Below are 17,461 nucleotides of genomic sequence, written 5' to 3'. Positions count from 1 at the left end.
CGCGCACCGGGTAAGCATTCGCTAACTCGTTCGTTGTGCTGCACCCATGGGCCTCCTATAACTACGCGCTGTCATGGCCGTCATTCAAGGGGATTCCATTGAGCACGCTCGATATTGATTCAACTGTGTCGTCGCCGATTCGTTCGGCCAGCGACGTTTCGCGCCTCATCAACACCAGCACCGCGCGCGCAAGTCATGCACGCGTGATCGTGCTGCTCGCGCTCGGCGGCGTATTTCTCGACGCTTACGATCTCACCACGCTGTCGTACGGCATTCAGGATGTCGTGCGCGAATTCAACCTGACGCCTTCGCTGACCGGCATCGTCACGTCGTCGATCATGATCGGGACCATACTGGGCAGTCTCGTCGGCGGCTGGTTTACCGATCGTATCGGCCGCTATCAGGTCTTCATGGCCGACATGCTCTTCTTCGTCGTCGCGGCGATCGCCGCCGGGCTCGCGCCCAACGTCTGGGTGCTGATCGCCGCGCGTTTCGTGATGGGTCTTGGCGTGGGTATCGATTTGCCCGTAGCGATGGCGTTTCTTTCCGAGTTTTCGAAATTCCAGGGCAGCGGCAATAAAGCTTCGCGGCTCGCCGCGTGGTGCCCGATGTGGTACGCGGCTTCATCGGTGTGCTTTCTGATCGTGTTCGGGCTGTATTTCTTTTTACCGCAGGAGCACGCGGGCTGGCTGTGGCGCGCCTCGCTGATCTTCGGCGCGGTGCCCGCGCTCATCATCATTGCCGTGCGCAGCCGCTTCATGAACGAGTCGCCGCTGTGGGCCGCGAATCAGGGCAAGCTCGACGACGCCGTGCGCATTCTGCGCGAGTCGTACGGCATTCACGCGCATAAGGCCGACGAAGCGCCGCCCGCGAATCCTCAGCCGCCCGTGAGTTTTCGCGTGCTGTTCCAGCGCCCGTATCTGGCGCGCACGATTGTCGCGAGCGTGATGAATCTGTGCATTCCGTTCGAGTACACGGCCATTGCGTTTTTCCTGCCGTCGATTCTTTCGCAGTTTCTCGGCGCGGGCGTGTTCGAAACCATTTCGGCTTCGCTCGCGCTCAATGTCTTGTTTGCGCTCACGGGCGGCTTGCTCGGCATGCGGCTCGCGCACACGCGGCCCTCGCGGCATGTTGCGCTCGCGGGTTTCGCGTTGCAGTTCGTCGCGCTCGTGGCGCTCGCGTTGCTCGGGCATCCGCAGACGGCGCTGGGCATCGGCATTGCACTGGCCATGCTCGGCGCGTGGCTGTTCGCGGAAGGTTTCGGCCCGGGCGCACAGATGATGATTTATCCGGCGCTTTCGTATCCGACGTCGATTCGCGGCACGGGGCTCGGTTTTGGCCGTGCGCTCACGGGGATCGGCAGCGCGGTGGCGCTGTTCGTGTTGCCGATCCTCAACGCAAAGCTCGGCACGGATATGTTCTGGGTCGTGGCGCTCGCGGCGGTCATTCCCATCGGCTTTCTAGCGCTCGTGAAGTACGAACCGACCGAGCACGATATCGACGATGAGACGGTGCTCGCGCGCGATCACGCGGAGCATGCCGAGCACGCGTAAGCACGTGCCGGGGCTAATGGAGCGCTCTGATAGCGTTCAGGTGCTCACGCGCACCCGAGCCGCGATTGTCGTTGCCGAAGTTGATTGCGTCGTCATCACGCACAAGCGTATCGATCGCCGCCATAGCGCCTGGATTTGCCGCTATCGCAGCCACGCCGTCGCGGCGATCACATTAAAAACCGATCGATGATTCAACAACCATAACGTTATTCGAATTGCTTGGTTAAGCGCGGCGCGATGGGCGGGTAACCTCCTGAGCGTCGGCTGCACGAAAGCCGCAGGCGTATTGACGAATTGAATGACTCAGGTAAGCGAACGGAGTGGTGTATGTCGCAGGGAACAGCCGCAGCAGACCGCTGGTCGGGGCGGCCGAAACAATACGGCGCGAAGCAGCAAAGCCCGGCGCGCCGCTATGGCGGTATCGCAGCAGTCCTGCTGCTGCACGTCGTGCTGATCTGGGCGCTGCTCAACGGTCTCGCCACGAAGGTGGTGCAGATCGTCCAGAAGCCGGTGGAGACGCGCATCATCATGCCGGTCAAGCCGCCGACGCCCGCGCCCACGCCGCCCGCGCAACCGGTCGTCAAGCAGCCGCCGCCGAAGATCAAGCGTCCGCCGCCGTTCGTGCCGCCGCCCGAGGTGCACGTGGCCGCACCGCCCGCGCCGACCATCGAGCATCAGGCCGCGCCTGCGCCGACGGCGGTGATTCCGGCGCCCACGCCGCCCGCGCCGGTCGCGCCGCCCGCACCGCCCAAACCGGTGAGTCATGAAGCGGGCGTGGTGTGTCCGAACTCGGACAAGGTGCGCGCCAGCATGACGTATCCGGAGGAAGCGCAGGAGAACAACATCACGGGCGACGTGCTGATTTCGTTCGTGGTCGATCCGCAAGGTCACGTGACCGACGAGAAAGTCGAAAAGTCGGCGGACCCGTTGCTCGATCGCGCGGCGTTCAATGCGGTCAAGCGGTTCAACTGCATTTCGCAAGGTCAGCCGGTGCGCGTGCAGGTGCCGTTCTCGTTCAATCTGAACTGAATTTACGGTGGGCTGGCGAGAAAGATTCAGGCGCGTTCAAGACGATCGCGCCACGCCGGCCTCCGCTGTCTTTAATGTTGGAGTCCTGATGAACAAGCAATCGAAGTTTGCCGCGCGTGCGGCCCTGTCCGTCGTCGCCGTGGCGGCGGCGATTCCCGTCACCGCGTGGGCGCAGGCCGCCGGCGTGGAGACCGCGAACCCCTATGGCCTCGACGCGCTGTGGAAGAACGGCGACTTCGTCGCGCGTTTCGTGCTGCTCGTGCTGGTCGCCATGTCGATGGGTAGCTGGTACATCATGGTCACCAAGTTCGTCGAACAGGCGCGCGCCAATCGCCGCGCGAAGTCGGCGGATCAGCAGCTCTGGGAAGCGCCGTCGCTCGCGGCAGGCGCGGCGCAACTCGACGAACGCTCGCCGTTTCGCTTCATCGCCGAAACCGGCATCGACGCCGCCGAGCATCACGACGAAGTTCTGCTCGAAGAGGTGGATCGCAATACGTGGATTCAGGTGAGCATCGACCGCTCGATCAACAACGTCGGCAATCGCCTGCAGGACGGTCTCGCGTTTCTCGCGACGGTCGGTTCGACCGCGCCGTTCGTCGGCCTGTTCGGCACCGTGTGGGGCATTTATCACGCGCTCACGGCGATCGGCATCGCGGGTCAGGCCTCGATCGACAAAGTGGCGGGTCCGGTGGGCGAGGCGCTCATCATGACCGCCATCGGCCTCGCGGTCGCCGTGCCGGCCGTGCTCGGCTACAACTTCCTCGTGCGCCGCAACAAGTCGCTGATGGAGCGCGTGCGCACGTTCGGCGCGCAACTGCATACGGTGCTGCTGTCGGGCCGCAAGCGCAACGTGCGCGCCGTCGCCAACGCGGGCTGAGCGCGCGAAGAGAGTCATCATGGCCATGAACGTAGCTCAGGACGGCGGCGAAGACGAGGTGATCGCCACCATCAACACGACGCCGCTCGTCGACGTCATGCTGGTCCTGCTGATCATCTTTCTCATCACGATTCCGGTGGTCACGCATACGGTGCCCGTGCAATTGCCGAAGGAAACCGTGAGTCCGCTGCAGACTAAACCGGACGCGATTGAAATTGCCGTCGACAAGGACGGCAACGTGTTCTGGAACGAGCGGCGTATCGATTCGCCCACGCTGCTCGCGCAACTGAAGACGGTCTCGCAGCGCGATCCGCAGCCCGAAGTGCATGTGCGCGGCGATCAGTCCACGCGCTACGAGTTCATCGGCCGCGTGGTGACCGATTGCGAGCGCGCGGGTATCACGAAGGTGTCGTTCATCACGCAGCCGCCCGCGCGCGGCGGTTGAGCGCGAGCGAAGGAAACAGATATGGGAATGCAGGTGAACCAGGGTTCCGGCGACGAACCGGACGTGATGGTGGACATCAACACCACGCCGCTGATCGACGTGATGCTCGTGCTGTTGATCATGCTGATCATCACGATTCCGATCCAGATGCACTCGGTGAAAATGAATCTGCCCGTGGGCGATCCGCCGCCGCCCGCCGCGCCGCCGCCGGTCGTGCAGGTGGATATCGATGCAAGCGGCGCGCTCGCCTGGAATGGCGCGCATCTTCAGGATCACGCCGATCTCGAACGACATATGGCCGACGTGGCGGCGCAAGCCGATCAATCGGAGATTCATCTGCTGCCGGATAAAGCCGCGCCGTATCGCGCCGTGGCCGAAGTGCTGGCGGCCGCGCAGCGCGAAGGCGCGACAAAGATCGGCTTGATTGGAAACGAGCAATACATGCAGTAAAACTGGGGATGGCCCTCGTTCGATCCGAACGAGAGGACTTCGTTAAAGCGAACGGTGCGCCGTTCGCTTTTTTTCGCGCCTTCGATTCGTCTTCGATTCAACACACGCATCGCCATATCGATTGCAGGATTCGCGCGATATCGAATTGCCAATCCATTATTGGAGCGCGGCGAAAGCGTTTTCTATACTCGGTTCTCCATCAGCACTCGCATTGAACGAGTGCCAGCCCATCGCTGATAACGTTAAAGGACTACGCCCATGAGCCTGCGCCCATTGCACGATCGCGTGATCGTCAAGCGACTCGATCAGGAAACCAAAACCGCATCGGGCATCGTGATTCCCGATAGCGCCGCCGAAAAGCCGGACCAGGGCGAAGTGCTTGCCGTCGGTCCGGGCCGGCGCGACAACGACGGGCGCCGCATCGCGCCCGATCTCAACGTGGGCGACCGCGTGCTGTTCGGCAAATACGCCGGTCAGACCGTGAAAGTCGACGGCAACGAACTGCTCGTGCTGCGCGAAGAAGACATCGTCGCAGTCGTTCAATCCTGAGGGAAGCATCGATCATGGCAGCGAAAGACATCGTATTCGGCGACATCGCCCGTAGCAAACTCATCGAAGGCGTGAACATTCTCGCCGACGCCGTGAAGGTCACGCTCGGTCCCAAGGGACGCAACGTCGTGCTCGAACGCAGCTTCGGCTCGCCCGTCGTGACGAAGGACGGCGTGTCGGTGGCGAAGGAAGTGGAACTCGCGGACAAGGTGCAGAACATCGGCGCGCAGATCGTCAAGGAAGTCGCGTCGAAAACCAGCGACGCCGCCGGCGACGGCACCACGACGGCCACCGTGCTGGCGCAGGCGATCGTGCGCGAAGGGCAGAAATACGTGGCGGCCGGTCTCAATCCGCTCGATCTGAAACGCGGCATCGACAAGGCCGTGAGCGCCGCGATCGAGGAGCTGAAGAAGATCAGCAAGCCGACCACCACGAGCAAGGAAATCGCGCAGGTCGCGACCATCTCGGCCAACGGCGAAGAGTCGATCGGCCAGCGCATTGCGGAAGCGCTCGATCGCGTCGGCAAGGAAGGCGTGATCACGGTGGAAGACGGCAAGTCGCTCGACGACGAACTCGACGTGGTCGAAGGTCTGCAATTCGATCGCGGCTATCTTTCGCCGTACTTCATCAACAACGCCGACAAGCAGATTGCCGAACTCGACAATCCGTTCATTCTCCTGCATGACAAGAAGATTTCGAATATCCGCGATCTGCTGCCGGTGCTCGAACAGGTCGCGAAGGCCGGGCGTCCGCTGCTGCTGATCGCGGAAGATATCGAGGGCGAGGCGCTCGCGACGCTCGTCGTCAACAATATTCGCGGCGTGCTCAAGACGGTCGCGGTGAAGGCGCCGGGTTTCGGCGACCGCCGCAAGGCGCTGCTCGAAGATATCGCGATCCTCACGGGCGGTCAGGTGATCGCCGAGGAAACCGGCTTGGGTCTCGACAAGGCCACGCTTGCCGAACTCGGTCAGGCCAAGCGCGTGGAGATCGGCAAGGAAAATACGACGGTGATCGATGGCGCGGGCGAAGCGGCGGCGATCGAAGCCCGCGTGAAGCAGATTCGCGTGCAGATCGAAGAAGCGACTTCCGATTACGATCGCGAGAAGTTGCAGGAACGCGTGGCGAAACTCGCGGGCGGCGTGGCCGTGATCAAGGTGGGCGGCGCGACCGAAATCGAAGTGAAGGAAAAGAAGGATCGCGTGGACGACGCGCTGCACGCGACGCGCGCGGCGGTGGAAGAGGGCATTGTGCCGGGCGGCGGCGTGGCGCTGATTCGCGTGCGCCAGGCGATTCTCAATCTGCAGGGCAACAACCCCGATCAGACCGCCGGCGTGAAGATCGTGCTGCGCGCGCTCGAAGAACCGCTGCGCCAGATCGTGACCAATGCGGGCGAGGAGGCGAGCGTGGTGGCGGCGCGCGTGGCGGAGGGCTCGGGCAATTTCGGTTACGACGCGGCCACGGGCCAGTATGGCGATCTTGTCGAAAAGGGCGTGCTCGATCCGACCAAGGTCACGCGCACGGCGCTGCAAAACGCGGCGTCCGTGGCCGGGCTGCTGCTGACGACCGATGCGACCGTGCACGAAGCGCCCAAGGCGGCGTCCGCGCCTGCGCCGGGCGGCGTGCCTGGCGGCGGCGATCTGGGCTTCTGACCGGCAGCCACGCACGCGATATTCGCGCGTATAGCAATGAAAGAGCCACGGCATTTGTCGTGGCCTTTTCTATTGTGGCGCGATGCGGACACTCATAGGTTCGCGCCCTTGTATGCGTTAGCAGCGGCTTTATGACTCGACTGGATAAACGTATCGGATTTGCTTCGTTGTCAGGTGCAGCAGGCGCATTTAGATTGGCCTCTATCGGCAAGTTACATGCGCCTTTCAAACTCACTCAGACAACTATCACGGGGTACTCCTATGCCGTTCCTGTCTCGCGCCGCGCACGCCTTGCGCCGCGCGTTCGCGCCTTCTCTTTCCGTGGCGCTCGCCGCCGGCACGCTGGCCGCGACGCAACCGGCACGCGCCGAGGGCACGATTCGCGTCGCCGAGCAGTTCGGCGTGGTGTATCTGATGCTCAACGTCGCGCGCGATCAGCACTTCATCGAGCAGGAAGGGCACAAGGCCGGCGTCGACATCAAGGTCGACTGGGTGCGCCTCTCGGGCGGCGCGGCCGTCAACGATGCGCTGCTCTCGGGCGCGGTGGATATCGCGGGCGCGGGCGTCGGCCCGCTGCTGACCGTCTGGGACCGCACGCACGGCCGCCAGAACGTGAAGGGCGTGGCCTCGCTCGGCAACCTGCCGTACTACCTCGTGAGCACCGATCCGAACGTCAAGACCGTGGCCGACTTCACCGACAAGGATCGCATTGCGGTGCCCGCCGTGGGCGTTTCCGTGCAGTCGCGCGTGCTGCAATACGCGGCGGCGAAGCAGTGGGGCGACAAGCAGTTCGAGCGGCTCGACAAGCTCACGCAGGCCATTCCGCATCCGGATGCAGCCGCCGCGCTGATCGCGAACAGCAACGTCATCACGGCGCATTTCGGCAATCCGCCGTTCCAGCAGCAGGAGCTGGCCGGGAACCCGAAGGCGCATATCGTGCTGAATTCCTATGACGTGCTCGGCGGCCCGAGTTCGGCGACGGTGCTCTACACCACGCAGAAGTTTCGCGACGAGAATCCGAAGACCTATCACGCCTTCGTGGCGGCGCTCGCCGACGCGGCCCATCTGATTTCGACCGATCCCGAGAAAGCCGCCGATATCTACATCCGCGTGAACGGTTCGAAGATCGACCGCAATCTGCTGCTGAAGATCCTGCGCGATCCGCAGGTGCAGTTCAAGACGGCGCCGCAGAACACGCTGCCGCTCGCGCAATTCATGTATCGCACGGGCGCGATCCGCAACGAGCCGAAAAGCTGGCGCGATTATTTCTTCGACGATCCGGCGACGGCGGGTGGTAGTTGATTTGCGTGTTGATTCCGCATGCCGGTTTCGCCTGCTGAAGCGCCGTAACCGGCGTTTATGCGTCGCCGTGTTTTGGATATGGCGATTCCTTGGTTGGGATGTGCGGCGACTGCCCGTATGTTGACGTTTTCTCTGCTGGAGTTCCGATCGTGACAGTCACACCCTCCCGACTCGGGGCCCACGCGCCGCTGGCGCGCCGTGGCCTGGAAGGCGCCGCGCCGATCGCGGGCGACGCCGATGCGGCCTTCGGCCAGCGCACGCCGCGCGCCGTGCCGGGCTATGCGTCCAATGTCGCCGATGCTGGCGGTCCGCTGCTCGCCATCGACGGCGTCAGTCTCGAATACCGCAGTCGCGAGCGCATCGTGCGCGCCACGCACGATGTGAGCTTCGACGTCTACGGCAGCGACCGCTTCGTGCTGCTGGGGCCATCGGGCTGCGGCAAGTCCACCTTGCTCAAGGCAATCGCGGGCTTTATCGAACCCGTCGGCGGCACGATCGCGCTGGACGGTCAGCGCGTGCGCGGCCCCGGTCCGGATCGCGTGGTCGTGTTCCAGGAGTTCGATCAGTTGCCGCCGTGGAAGACCGTGGTGGAGAACGTCGCGTTTCCCTTGCGTGTGGCCCGCAAGTTGCCGCGCGCCGAGGCGAAGGCGCGTGCGCTGCATTATCTCGACAAGGTCGGTCTCGCGCCATTTGCCGATGCGTATCCGCACACGCTTTCGGGCGGCATGAAGCAGCGCGTGGCGATTGCACGCGCGCTCGCGATGCAGCCGCGCGTGCTGCTGATGGACGAACCGTTCGCCGCGCTCGACGCGCTCACGCGCCGCAAGATGCAGGAGGAATTGCTACGCCTCTGGGACGACGAACGCTTCACGCTGCTGTTCGTCACGCATTCGATCGAAGAAGCGTTGGTGGTGGGCAATCGCATTTTGCTGCTTTCGGCGCATCCCGGACGCGTGCGCGCGGAGCTGAACAGTCACGCGTGGTCGCACGCCAGCCTCGACGATGAGGGCTTTCGCGCGAACGTCGCGCGCATTCACGGCCTGTTGTTCGAGACGGAAATGAACGCAGAAGCGAACGCAGAAGCGAACGCAGAAGCGAACAGAGAAGAAAAGATAAACGCGGAGGCACACGCATGAGCACGCCGAATCGCGCGGCCCTGCCGCCGCTGCCGCCCGTGCGCGAGGAATACGAACGCACGCTGCAACCCGTGCCGCCCGGCGGCGATTCGGTGCCGCTGCCGCTCGCCAGGCGTCTTGCCGATGCAAGCTGGTTGAGGCGCACGCTGATCGCGCTGCTGTTGATCGCAGCGTGGGAGATCACCGCGCGCATCGTGAACAACGATCTGCTGGTGCCAACTTTCGGCGCGACATTCATGGCGTTCGTGCAAGGCATCCTGAGCGGCGAGTTGCTGGAGAAGACCGCGATTTCGCTGTCCGTGTTATTGCGCGGCTATGCCATCGGCGTGGTGCTCGCGTTCGCGCTCACGGCGCTGGCCGTGTCCACGCGCGCGGGCCGCGATCTGCTTTCCATGTTGACCGCGATGTTCAATCCTTTGCCTTCGATTGCGCTATTGCCCATCGCGCTGCTCTGGTTCGGACTCGGCACGGGCAGTCTGCTGTTCGTGCTCGTGCATGCGGTGCTGTGGCCGCTTGCGCTCAACATGTACACGGGGTTTCTCGGCGTGCCCGCCACCTTGCGCATGGCGGGACGCAATTACGGACTGAGCGGGCTGCGTCACGTCGCGCTCATTCTGGTGCCGGCGGCGTTGCCGTCGATTATCGCGGGCCTGCGTGTGGGCTGGGCGTTTGCCTGGCGCACGCTGATCGCGGCGGAACTCGTGTTCGGCGCGAGCGCGGGACAGGGCGGCCTGGGCTGGTACATCTTCCAGAATCGAAACGAGCTGTATACCGATCGCGTGTTCGCCGGGCTCGCGGCGGTGATCCTCATTGGCCTGCTCGTCGAGCATCTGGTTTTCGATACGCTCGAACGGCTGACCGTGCGGCGCTGGGGCGTGCAGCATTGAACGCAGAATTAACCGAAAGCGCCGGATGACGCGACAGGGCGCATCCGGCGTTTTGATTTAGCCGCATTAATTCCACTCCGCAGATCCTCAATTCCGCACGGTCGTTCAGCGCGCCGTGCGTCTTTGCGCGTTAACCATTCGCTCAAGCGAGCGGCAAGTTTTCTCAATCGACCGGCGCGGCCGCGCTGGCAAAATCCTCACACAAACGGAGACAACGCAATGCATCGGCGACACACGTCGCACGGATGCGTTGCGTGCACTATTACATGAGGATAAAGACGGCCATGAGGTACAGGTCCGCGATTTTTATCTGTGCGTCGCTTATTGGAGCATGCATTGGAACATGCATCGACTCATCGCCGGCATGGGCGACGGAATCACCGCCGTGGGTGTTGGGCGGCGAGAATACCGTGACGCTTTACGGCTCGGTCGACGAAGGCGTCGAATACATTACCGGGCAGGCGGTGGGCAAAGGCACGGCCAGCAGCCTGCGAACCGGCTGGGGAACGGACACTTCGTTCTTCGGCATTCGCGGCAACGAAGCGCTGGGCGGCAGCCTGCGCGCCATCTGGGATCTCGAAGGCGGGTTTCAGGCGAGCAACGGCACGGCGAGCCAGGGCGGGCGCCTGTTCGGGCGGCAATCGTATGTGGGCGTGGCGGGCGACTTCGGCAGCCTGACATTCGGCCGCCAATATACGATGCGCGCTTATGCGATCAAGCCGATCAATCCGTTCGGATTCGGCGCGCAAGGCCTGACGACACTCGATAACGGCATTGCGAATCCGCGCGCGGATAACTCGATCAGCTACCGCTACCATATCGACGGATTCGAAACCGGCGTGAATTACAGTTTCGGTCGCGATGCCGTGGACGGCGACAGCGTCGTCGCCACCAATTGCCCGGGCGAGACGTCGCCGTCGAACGAATGCCGCGAATGGTCGGCGCTGCTCAAATACGAAAGCCGCATCTGGGGCGTTGTCAGCGCATACGAGCGCAATTACGGCGGCACGTCGGCGACATGGGGCGGCCTCACATCGCCGAAACTCACGGACAGCCGCTTCATTCTGGGCGCGTATTTCAATGTTCGCAGCGCGCGTTTTGGCGCGGGATGGATCCGTCGCGACGACGAAGGTATTTCGACGCCGAAAAGCAATCTCGTGTGGGTAACCGGCACTGTGCCGGTGAGTCCGGCGCTCTCGTTCGACAGCGAAGTGGCGGAACTCAAATACGATCACACGCCCGATAAAGCCGTGATATTCGTATTGCGCGCGGTCTATACGCTGTCGAGAAACACGGCGCTTTATGTGACGGGCGAGCATATCAAGAATAGCGGCGCGCTCGCATTGTCGGCCAGTACGATCATTCCGGTCGTGGGGCCGCCCGAAGGCGGCTCTCAGACGTCGGTTATCGCGGGCATCCGGCATCGGTTTTAATTCAGGCCGGGCGCGACTCGCGCGCGTTCATTCTTCAATCAAGCGTACCTGGCGCACAGGCATGACTGTGCGCCGGGTGGTTTCCACTTTCCGTTTCCGCGACACGCGCGCCTTAACCATTTGCTCACATGACCGGCCGTTTTTCTCAATGGACCGGTGGCGCTGCACAGGCAAAATTTCAGGGCATTACAAACAAAGCGATTACATGAGTCACGGCGGCGCTCAGATGGGCGCCGATGAGCCGCAAAGGCCTGCGATGACTCGAATCCTGGAGACAGCGACGATCATGAAGTGTAGATCCGCACTATGCGCGGGCGCGGCGTTGATGAGCATGACGCCCGTTTGCGCTTTCGCCGACGGCAGTAACGCGGCCCAGTTTCAACCGTTCGGTACCAGCTCGGTCACGATGTACGGCCTGATCGATCAAGGTCTGGAATACGTCAACAACGTGGCCAAGGGCAAGAACGCCACCACCAGTGCGTTTCGTGAAGGCGACGGCACCGCCACTTCGTATTTCGGCATTCGCGGCAATGAAGATCTGGGCGGCGGTACGCGCGCCATATTCGATTTGCAGGGCGGTTTTCAGCCGAATAACGGCGCGTCGCGGCAGGGCGGACGCCTGTTCGGCCGCCAGTCCTATGTCGGCCTCGACGGCCCGTTCGGGCGCATCACGTTCGGTCGCCAATACACGATGCGCTTCTTCGCGACGTCGTTCATCAACCCGTTCGGCACGGGCGCGCAAGGCCTCACGACGCTCGATAACGGCATTGCCAACGCCCGCGCCGACAATTCCGTGAGTTACCGCTTTTTTGCCGGTGCGCTCGAAGGCGGTGTGAATTACAGCTTCGGCCGCGACGCGGAATCGGGTAACAGCTCGGTCGCCACTAATTGCCCCGGTGAAACGTCGCCGTCGAATCAATGCCGCGAATATTCGGCGATGATGAAATACGACGGCGGTTATTGGGGCGTCGCGAGTTCGTATGAACGCAATTACGGCGGCACGTCGGCCACGTGGGGCGGTTTGACGTCGCCGAAACTCACGGACAGTCGCTTTACTTTGGGCGGCTATTTCAAGTTCAGGGGCGCGAAATTCGGCGTGGGCTGGATTCGCCGCGACGACGAAGGCATTGCCACGCCCAAGAGCAATCTGTTTTGGGTGACCGGCACGGTGCCGATTACGCCGTTCCTGTACGTCGACGGCATGGTTGCGCATCTACAGTACGATCACTCCGAAAACAAGGCGCTGGTCTTCGTGCTGCGCGGCGAATATCTGCTTTCGAAAGCCACCTTCCTCTATGTGACCGCCGAGCATATTCACAATGACGGCAATCTCGCGCTCTCGGCCACGACCATTTCGCCCACGGCGACGCCGCCGGCCGGCGGCTCGCAACTCTCCGTGATTGCGGGTATCCGGCACACGTTCTAGGTGGGCTGCGTGGCGCAGCCCGGAGATTGCCGCGTCGCGTGATCTCCGGGCATTGAATCGCTCAAGTCAGCCGAGAAGTTTCGCCGCTTCACGCGCCGCCGACATATCGGCGACCTCCGCGAAAGCCTGTTTGCGATCGAGGCTGCCGAGACCGATATACATATCCTGCAGATAGCCGATATCGGCTTCGGTCAGCGCGAGATCTTTTGAATACGGACGCTGCGTTTCGTTGAAATGCCAGATCGCTTGCGCCGATGCCGCGTCGAAGCGTTTCTGCGCGTGTTTGCGCGCGGCGAAAAAGGCGTCGCGCGAATCCGGCGACATCAGGAATTCATAGAGCGCGCCATAGGCGCCCATGACGGCGACCATGTCGTCGTGCTTGTTGCGGATCGCGTCGTCCGAGGCGTAGGCGGTCTGGAAAATGCAGTGCGGCAGCGCCTGCCACATATTGCCGTCGTTAATCACCACGAGTCCATCCCGATCGTTCAAATGCGAAATGCTCGAACAACTCGCGTCGACTTCGCCTTTGACCACGGCCGCGTGACAATCGTCGTTGCTGCCTTTATCGACGAAACGAACCTGCGAATAGTCGATGCCGCGTGCCTTCAAAAGCTGCACCATCAGCGAATGGAGCAAGCCGCGCTCGGGCCCGACGGCGACCGTTTTGTGCTTCAGGTCCGCGAGCGTTGTTGCGCCGTCGGGCCGCGCGAACACCGTCAAGGCGCATCGCTTCATGCCCGCGCCGACGATCTTCACTCGCGCGCCGTGCGCAATGCGTGACAGCACGAGGTTGTAGCCCGACACCATGCAGACGTCGCCCGCGCCCGCCGCCATCGCGTCGAGTGGGCCATGAACGCCGGGAATGTCGACGATCTGCGCATTCACGCCGAAGCGTTTGAAATAACCGAGTTCGTCCATCAACGCATTGAGCGTTGCGTTCTCCAGCCCCGGATTGCTGACGATCCGGATCGGCGCGCTCGCGCCGCGTGCGAGGTAAGGCGCGGCCAGACCGCTCGCCGCCACGCTGGCGCCCAGCAGGCCCACACCGCGCAGAAAGCGGCGGCGGTTGAAGGTTGGTGTCATCGGGTGTCTCCGCATGCCGGTGGGCCGGCACATCGTGATTGAATCGGCGAGCCGAATTCGCCAGGGATAACCCTTGCGGGCCGCCTTGGCGTGTCGTGACGCGCCGAGGGCGCAAAGCCCCGCTGGGCGCGTGTTCAAGCGGCTTGAGAGCGGCAACGACGGGCAACGGGGACGGGGCCACGGCGCGCAGCGCGATCGTGCCAGCGAACTGTCCCCTGAGGCAATTGAGTAAAATGGCTCGAGACTTAACGAAGTTGTAAAACCGGCAGAGGTGGAGACTTGTCAGAGCTTGACTGGTACTTGCAGATCAACTTGAAGGCGCGGCACTTGCACCTTCTGGTGGCGATCGATACGTACCGAAACCTGACCCAGGTGGCCGACGTCACCCATGTCACGGTGCCCGCGGTGTCGAAGGCGCTGGCGGAACTCGAAAAGGGGATGGGACTGACGCTGTTTTCGCGCACCGCGCAAGGCCTCGTGCCCACGGCTTATGGCGAGTGCCTGATTCGCCACGCGCGCGACATGCTCACCATCCTGCATCAGGCGCGCGACGAATTGAAGGCCTTGAGTTCGGGCGCGGAAGGCAAGGTGCATATTGGCATGCTGCCGGCGTCGGCTTCGGTCTTGCTGCCGCAAGCGCTGAGCCTGCTGAAACAGCGCTCGCCGGGCACTAACGTGGTGGTGATCGAAGGCACGACCGGTTCGCTGCTGCCCGAGCTTTGGCAAGGCCGCCTCGATCTCGTGGTGGGCCGCCTGCCGCCGCCCGACACGCTCGGCAGTTTCGAAGAAAAAGAATTGCTCGAAGATCCGGTCACACTGGTGACGGGTCGGCATCATCCGCTCGCGCGTAAAAAGAATCTGAAATGGGCCGATCTGCATCCTTATCCGTGGATCTTGCCGCCGCCCGGTTCGATATTGCGCGACCCGCTCGAACGCGCGCTCGAAGTGAATGGCGTGCCGCTCTCGAATAATTACATCGAAACGCTCTCGATTCACGTCGTGCGCGCGCATTTACAGGTGTCCGATTTCATCGCCGTAATGGCCGACACGCCGGCCAACGATCCCACTCAACCGCTCCATACGCTTCCGTTAAGCCTGCCGCGACTGCTGCGTCCGGCGGGCGTGCTGTGGAACCGCAATCGCGGCCTGACGCCCAGCGCGCAATTGATGGTGGCGTGCCTGGAAGAAGCCGCGCAACGGCTCGCCGACAAAAGCCCGAATACGCGCGAAGCAGCGGCCTGACGCCCGTTTTTCGCGGGTTTTCCGCCTTTTTACCGCTTGTTTATCCTGCCGCCCGCCGTTCGAGCGGGCTCGCCTTTGCGCGTCCGCGCTCGTGTATCGATCCGCTTTGCGTGCCCTGTTGATTCCCGTTTTGCCTTAACCGTTTGCTCAAACCAGGGGCCGATTTTCTCAATTGACCCCTGTCCGGGGGCTGGCAGAATTTGAATGCGTTCACTAATTCGATGAACGCAGACAAAGCGATGCAGGCCGCTAACGGCGAATCGCGGACTATGAGCGGAGACAGGTACGAGCATGAAGTGGATGACCGCAATACGTGCGTGCGCGGCGCTTCTGGGCATTGCCGCGATGGCGATTACCGGACCCGCATTTGGCCAGTCGGTCGAAGACTTTTATCACGGCAAGATTCTGACGATCGTCGTCAGCGCCGACGCGGGCACGCCCACCGACATCATCGCCCGCCAGTTCGCGCGCTTCTTCGTCAATTACATTCCCGGCAAACCGCGCGCGGTGGTGATGAACGTCGTGGGCGCGGGCGGCATGGTGGCCGCCGCGTCGTTGCAAACCCGGCAGCCGGACGACGGCTCGGTGATCGGCTTCCTCCAGCGTAATAACCTCTATATTCCGCTGCTCGATCCGCGCCAGAACCGTTTCGATCCGCGCAAGGTGCGCTGGCTCGGCAGTTTGAACAAGGTCGAATACTGCATCGTCTCGATGTCGCGCTCGGGCGTGACGTCCATGAACGATCTCACGAAGAAGACGATGTATGTGGGCGCAACGGGTTTTGCGAACGAAGACCGCACGCTGCCCGCGCTGCTCGACGAATATCTCGGCGCGAAAATGCGCATCGTGCCGGGCTATACCGGACGTGGCGAAGTGTATCTCGCGATGCAACGCGGCGAAGTGGATGGCTGGGCCTCGACGCTCGATGGCTTGCAGCAGGGCGAACCGGTGCGCCTGCTCGCGAACGGCAAGATGAAAGTGCTGCTGCATCTGGGCTGGACCAGTCCCGCGCCGTTTGTCGACGCGCCCAATCTGAGCAGCTATATCACCGATCCCAATGTGAAGGCGCTGTTCAATCTGTTCCTGATGCCGTTCGATGCGGGGCGCCCGATTGCCGTGCCGGAAGGCGTGCCGCAAGACCGTTTGAATGCGCTGCGCACGGCATTTGCCAAAACGATCGTCGACCCCGATTTTATCGATGCCATGAAGAAATCGGGTTATCCGATCGATCCGATCAACGGCAATGCGGTCGAGCAAATCGTCAGCAAACTCTACGCCACACCCGGGCCGCAAATCGAGAGCGCCCGCAAGCTGATATTCAGCGCCCATTAATTACGGCACGGCCGCGCGCCTGTTACGCACCGCGCGTGGCCGTGACCCGAATTTGAATCGCGTACGTCATGAACCTCCTCGGGGTGAATGACCGTCAATCACCGAGAGGTTCATCGCATGAGACACGAAATCATCGACATTCATCCGCATATCATTTCGACCGATACGGTTCGTTATCCGATTGCGCCGCAAAGCGGTCATCGCTCGAAATGGTCGGCGACGCGTCCGGTCACGTTCGAGCAGATGATCGCCGAAATGGATGAAGCGGGCGTGGCCAAGGCCGCTATCGTGCATTCGTCGACCACGTACGGCCACAACAACGCCTATGTGGCCGACAGCGTGGCGCAAGACCCGAAGCGTTTTACCGGCGTGTATTCGTTCGATCTGCTCGCGCCGGATGCGCTCAAGACCTTCGATCATTGGCTCGCGAACGGCATGGGCGGCATTCGCCTGTTCACGGGCGGCGCGACGCATCAAAGCGACGGTAGCTGGCTCGTGAATCCGGCGACGTTTCCGATCTGGGAGCGCTGCGCGGAAATCGGCATGACGATGGTCGTGCAGACGACGCCCGAGGGTTTGTCGATGGTGGCGCAACTGGCGCAGCGCTTTCCGTCCGTGAAGATCGCGCTCGATCATTGCGGCCGTCCCGATCTTGAAGATGGTCCGCCGTATGCGCGTTGCGCCGATCTGTTCGCGCTCGCGAAATACGACAACGTGTATTTGAAAATCACGCCGCGCACGTTCGATATCGCGCAGAATTCGCCGGGCGGCGCCGACGCGTTTTTCCCGCATCTGGTGAAGGTGTTTGGCGCGGACCATCTGGCGTTCGGCTCGAATTACCCCGCTTCGGCGGGTCCGCTGAAGACGCTGATCGAGCAGGGCAATGCGTGTTTCGCGGCGCTGAGCGACGAGGAGCGCGCGTGGGTCTGGGGCCGCACGGCGAAGGTGCTGTATCCGCAGCTGGCTGGCTGAATTCGTCGTGAGGTCGACGGTCGAGGCGGCTATCCGCGCTTCGATTTGCTCGATCTTCACAGCGCGGCCTGGGCGTGAATCACGCGGGCCGTGCGG

Annotated in this window: 17 protein-coding genes; 16 read left to right on the top strand and 1 reads right to left on the bottom strand. The window is 62.6% G+C overall.

The features are described from left to right. Window positions 1-98 precede the first annotated feature (98 nt). The 13 genes from SB764_RS09305 (at window position 99) to SB764_RS09245 (ending at window position 12,736) form a co-directional block, all read left to right on the top strand. Window positions 99-1,553, top strand: coding sequence for an MFS transporter (locus tag SB764_RS09305; RefSeq protein ID WP_065058834.1), 1,455 nt, complete (start codon window positions 99-101; stop codon window positions 1,551-1,553). A gap of 16 nt (window positions 1,554-1,569) precedes the next feature. Further along, window positions 1,570-1,743: a hypothetical protein gene (locus SB764_RS09300; protein WP_410863330.1), complete on the top strand. Its 174-nt coding sequence runs from the start codon at window positions 1,570-1,572 to the stop codon at window positions 1,741-1,743. Window positions 1,744-1,880: 137 nt separating this feature from the next. Then, window positions 1,881-2,582, top strand: a complete 702-nt coding sequence (locus tag SB764_RS09295; RefSeq protein ID WP_065058835.1) for an energy transducer TonB — start codon at window positions 1,881-1,883, stop codon at window positions 2,580-2,582. Between the two features lie 88 nt (window positions 2,583-2,670). Then, complete coding sequence (locus SB764_RS09290) at window positions 2,671-3,459, top strand: MotA/TolQ/ExbB proton channel family protein (protein ID WP_065058836.1); 789 nt, start codon at window positions 2,671-2,673, stop codon at window positions 3,457-3,459. Between the two features lie 19 nt (window positions 3,460-3,478). Then, the gene (locus SB764_RS09285) at window positions 3,479-3,904 is read left to right on the top strand and encodes an ExbD/TolR family protein (RefSeq protein ID WP_065058837.1); all 426 of its coding nucleotides are present in this window, start codon (window positions 3,479-3,481) and stop codon (window positions 3,902-3,904) included. A 21-nt stretch (window positions 3,905-3,925) separates the two neighbouring features. Then, on the top strand, window positions 3,926-4,354 hold the full coding sequence (locus SB764_RS09280) for an ExbD/TolR family protein (protein WP_074986894.1): 429 nt from the start codon (window positions 3,926-3,928) through the stop codon (window positions 4,352-4,354). A gap of 258 nt (window positions 4,355-4,612) precedes the next feature. After that, the gene (gene groES / locus SB764_RS09275; RefSeq protein WP_065058839.1) at window positions 4,613-4,903 is read left to right on the top strand and encodes a co-chaperone GroES; all 291 of its coding nucleotides are present in this window, start codon (window positions 4,613-4,615) and stop codon (window positions 4,901-4,903) included. A gap of 14 nt (window positions 4,904-4,917) precedes the next feature. Continuing rightward, the gene (groL, locus tag SB764_RS09270) at window positions 4,918-6,552 is read left to right on the top strand and encodes a chaperonin GroEL (protein WP_065058840.1); all 1,635 of its coding nucleotides are present in this window, start codon (window positions 4,918-4,920) and stop codon (window positions 6,550-6,552) included. A 261-nt stretch (window positions 6,553-6,813) separates the two neighbouring features. Further along, the gene (locus SB764_RS09265) at window positions 6,814-7,854 is read left to right on the top strand and encodes an ABC transporter substrate-binding protein (protein WP_110328726.1); all 1,041 of its coding nucleotides are present in this window, start codon (window positions 6,814-6,816) and stop codon (window positions 7,852-7,854) included. Between the two features lie 89 nt (window positions 7,855-7,943). Continuing rightward, window positions 7,944-8,990: an ABC transporter ATP-binding protein gene (locus tag SB764_RS09260; RefSeq protein ID WP_410863326.1), complete on the top strand. Its 1,047-nt coding sequence runs from the start codon at window positions 7,944-7,946 to the stop codon at window positions 8,988-8,990. Then, window positions 8,987-9,877, top strand: a complete 891-nt coding sequence (locus tag SB764_RS09255; protein WP_074986892.1) for an ABC transporter permease — start codon at window positions 8,987-8,989, stop codon at window positions 9,875-9,877. Before SB764_RS09260 ends, SB764_RS09255 begins: the two co-directional genes overlap by 4 nt. 245 nt (window positions 9,878-10,122) lie before the next feature. Further along, a complete protein-coding gene (locus SB764_RS09250; RefSeq protein ID WP_321869720.1) occupies window positions 10,123-11,310 on the top strand; it encodes a porin in 1,188 nt (395 codons plus the stop codon). Window positions 11,311-11,596: 286 nt separating this feature from the next. After that, window positions 11,597-12,736, top strand: coding sequence for a porin (locus SB764_RS09245; RefSeq protein ID WP_410863323.1), 1,140 nt, complete (start codon window positions 11,597-11,599; stop codon window positions 12,734-12,736). Window positions 12,737-12,802: 66 nt separating this feature from the next. Here SB764_RS09245 and SB764_RS09240 read toward each other — a convergent pair whose 3' ends face one another. Further along, window positions 12,803-13,819: an ABC transporter substrate-binding protein gene (locus tag SB764_RS09240; RefSeq protein WP_410863321.1), complete on the bottom strand. Its 1,017-nt coding sequence runs from the start codon at window positions 13,817-13,819 to the stop codon at window positions 12,803-12,805. A gap of 327 nt (window positions 13,820-14,146) precedes the next feature. Between SB764_RS09240 and SB764_RS09235 the strand changes: the two genes are divergently transcribed. The 3 genes from SB764_RS09235 (at window position 14,147) to SB764_RS09225 (ending at window position 17,365) form a co-directional block, all read left to right on the top strand. Continuing rightward, window positions 14,147-15,061, top strand: a complete 915-nt coding sequence (locus SB764_RS09235; protein WP_231957476.1) for a LysR substrate-binding domain-containing protein — start codon at window positions 14,147-14,149, stop codon at window positions 15,059-15,061. A 300-nt stretch (window positions 15,062-15,361) separates the two neighbouring features. Next, window positions 15,362-16,393 (top strand): Bug family tripartite tricarboxylate transporter substrate binding protein, encoded by a 1,032-nt coding sequence (locus SB764_RS09230; protein ID WP_258365533.1) that lies wholly within the window; start codon window positions 15,362-15,364, stop codon window positions 16,391-16,393. Window positions 16,394-16,510: 117 nt separating this feature from the next. Then, window positions 16,511-17,365, top strand: coding sequence for an amidohydrolase family protein (locus SB764_RS09225; protein WP_410863319.1), 855 nt, complete (start codon window positions 16,511-16,513; stop codon window positions 17,363-17,365). The last annotated feature ends 96 nt before the right edge of the window (window positions 17,366-17,461 follow it).

This window comes from Paraburkholderia sp. SIMBA_027 (assembly GCF_046535315.1).
Taxonomy (GTDB): domain Bacteria; phylum Pseudomonadota; class Gammaproteobacteria; order Burkholderiales; family Burkholderiaceae; genus Paraburkholderia; species Paraburkholderia tropica.
This window is presented reverse-complemented; position numbering and strand designations above follow the sequence as displayed.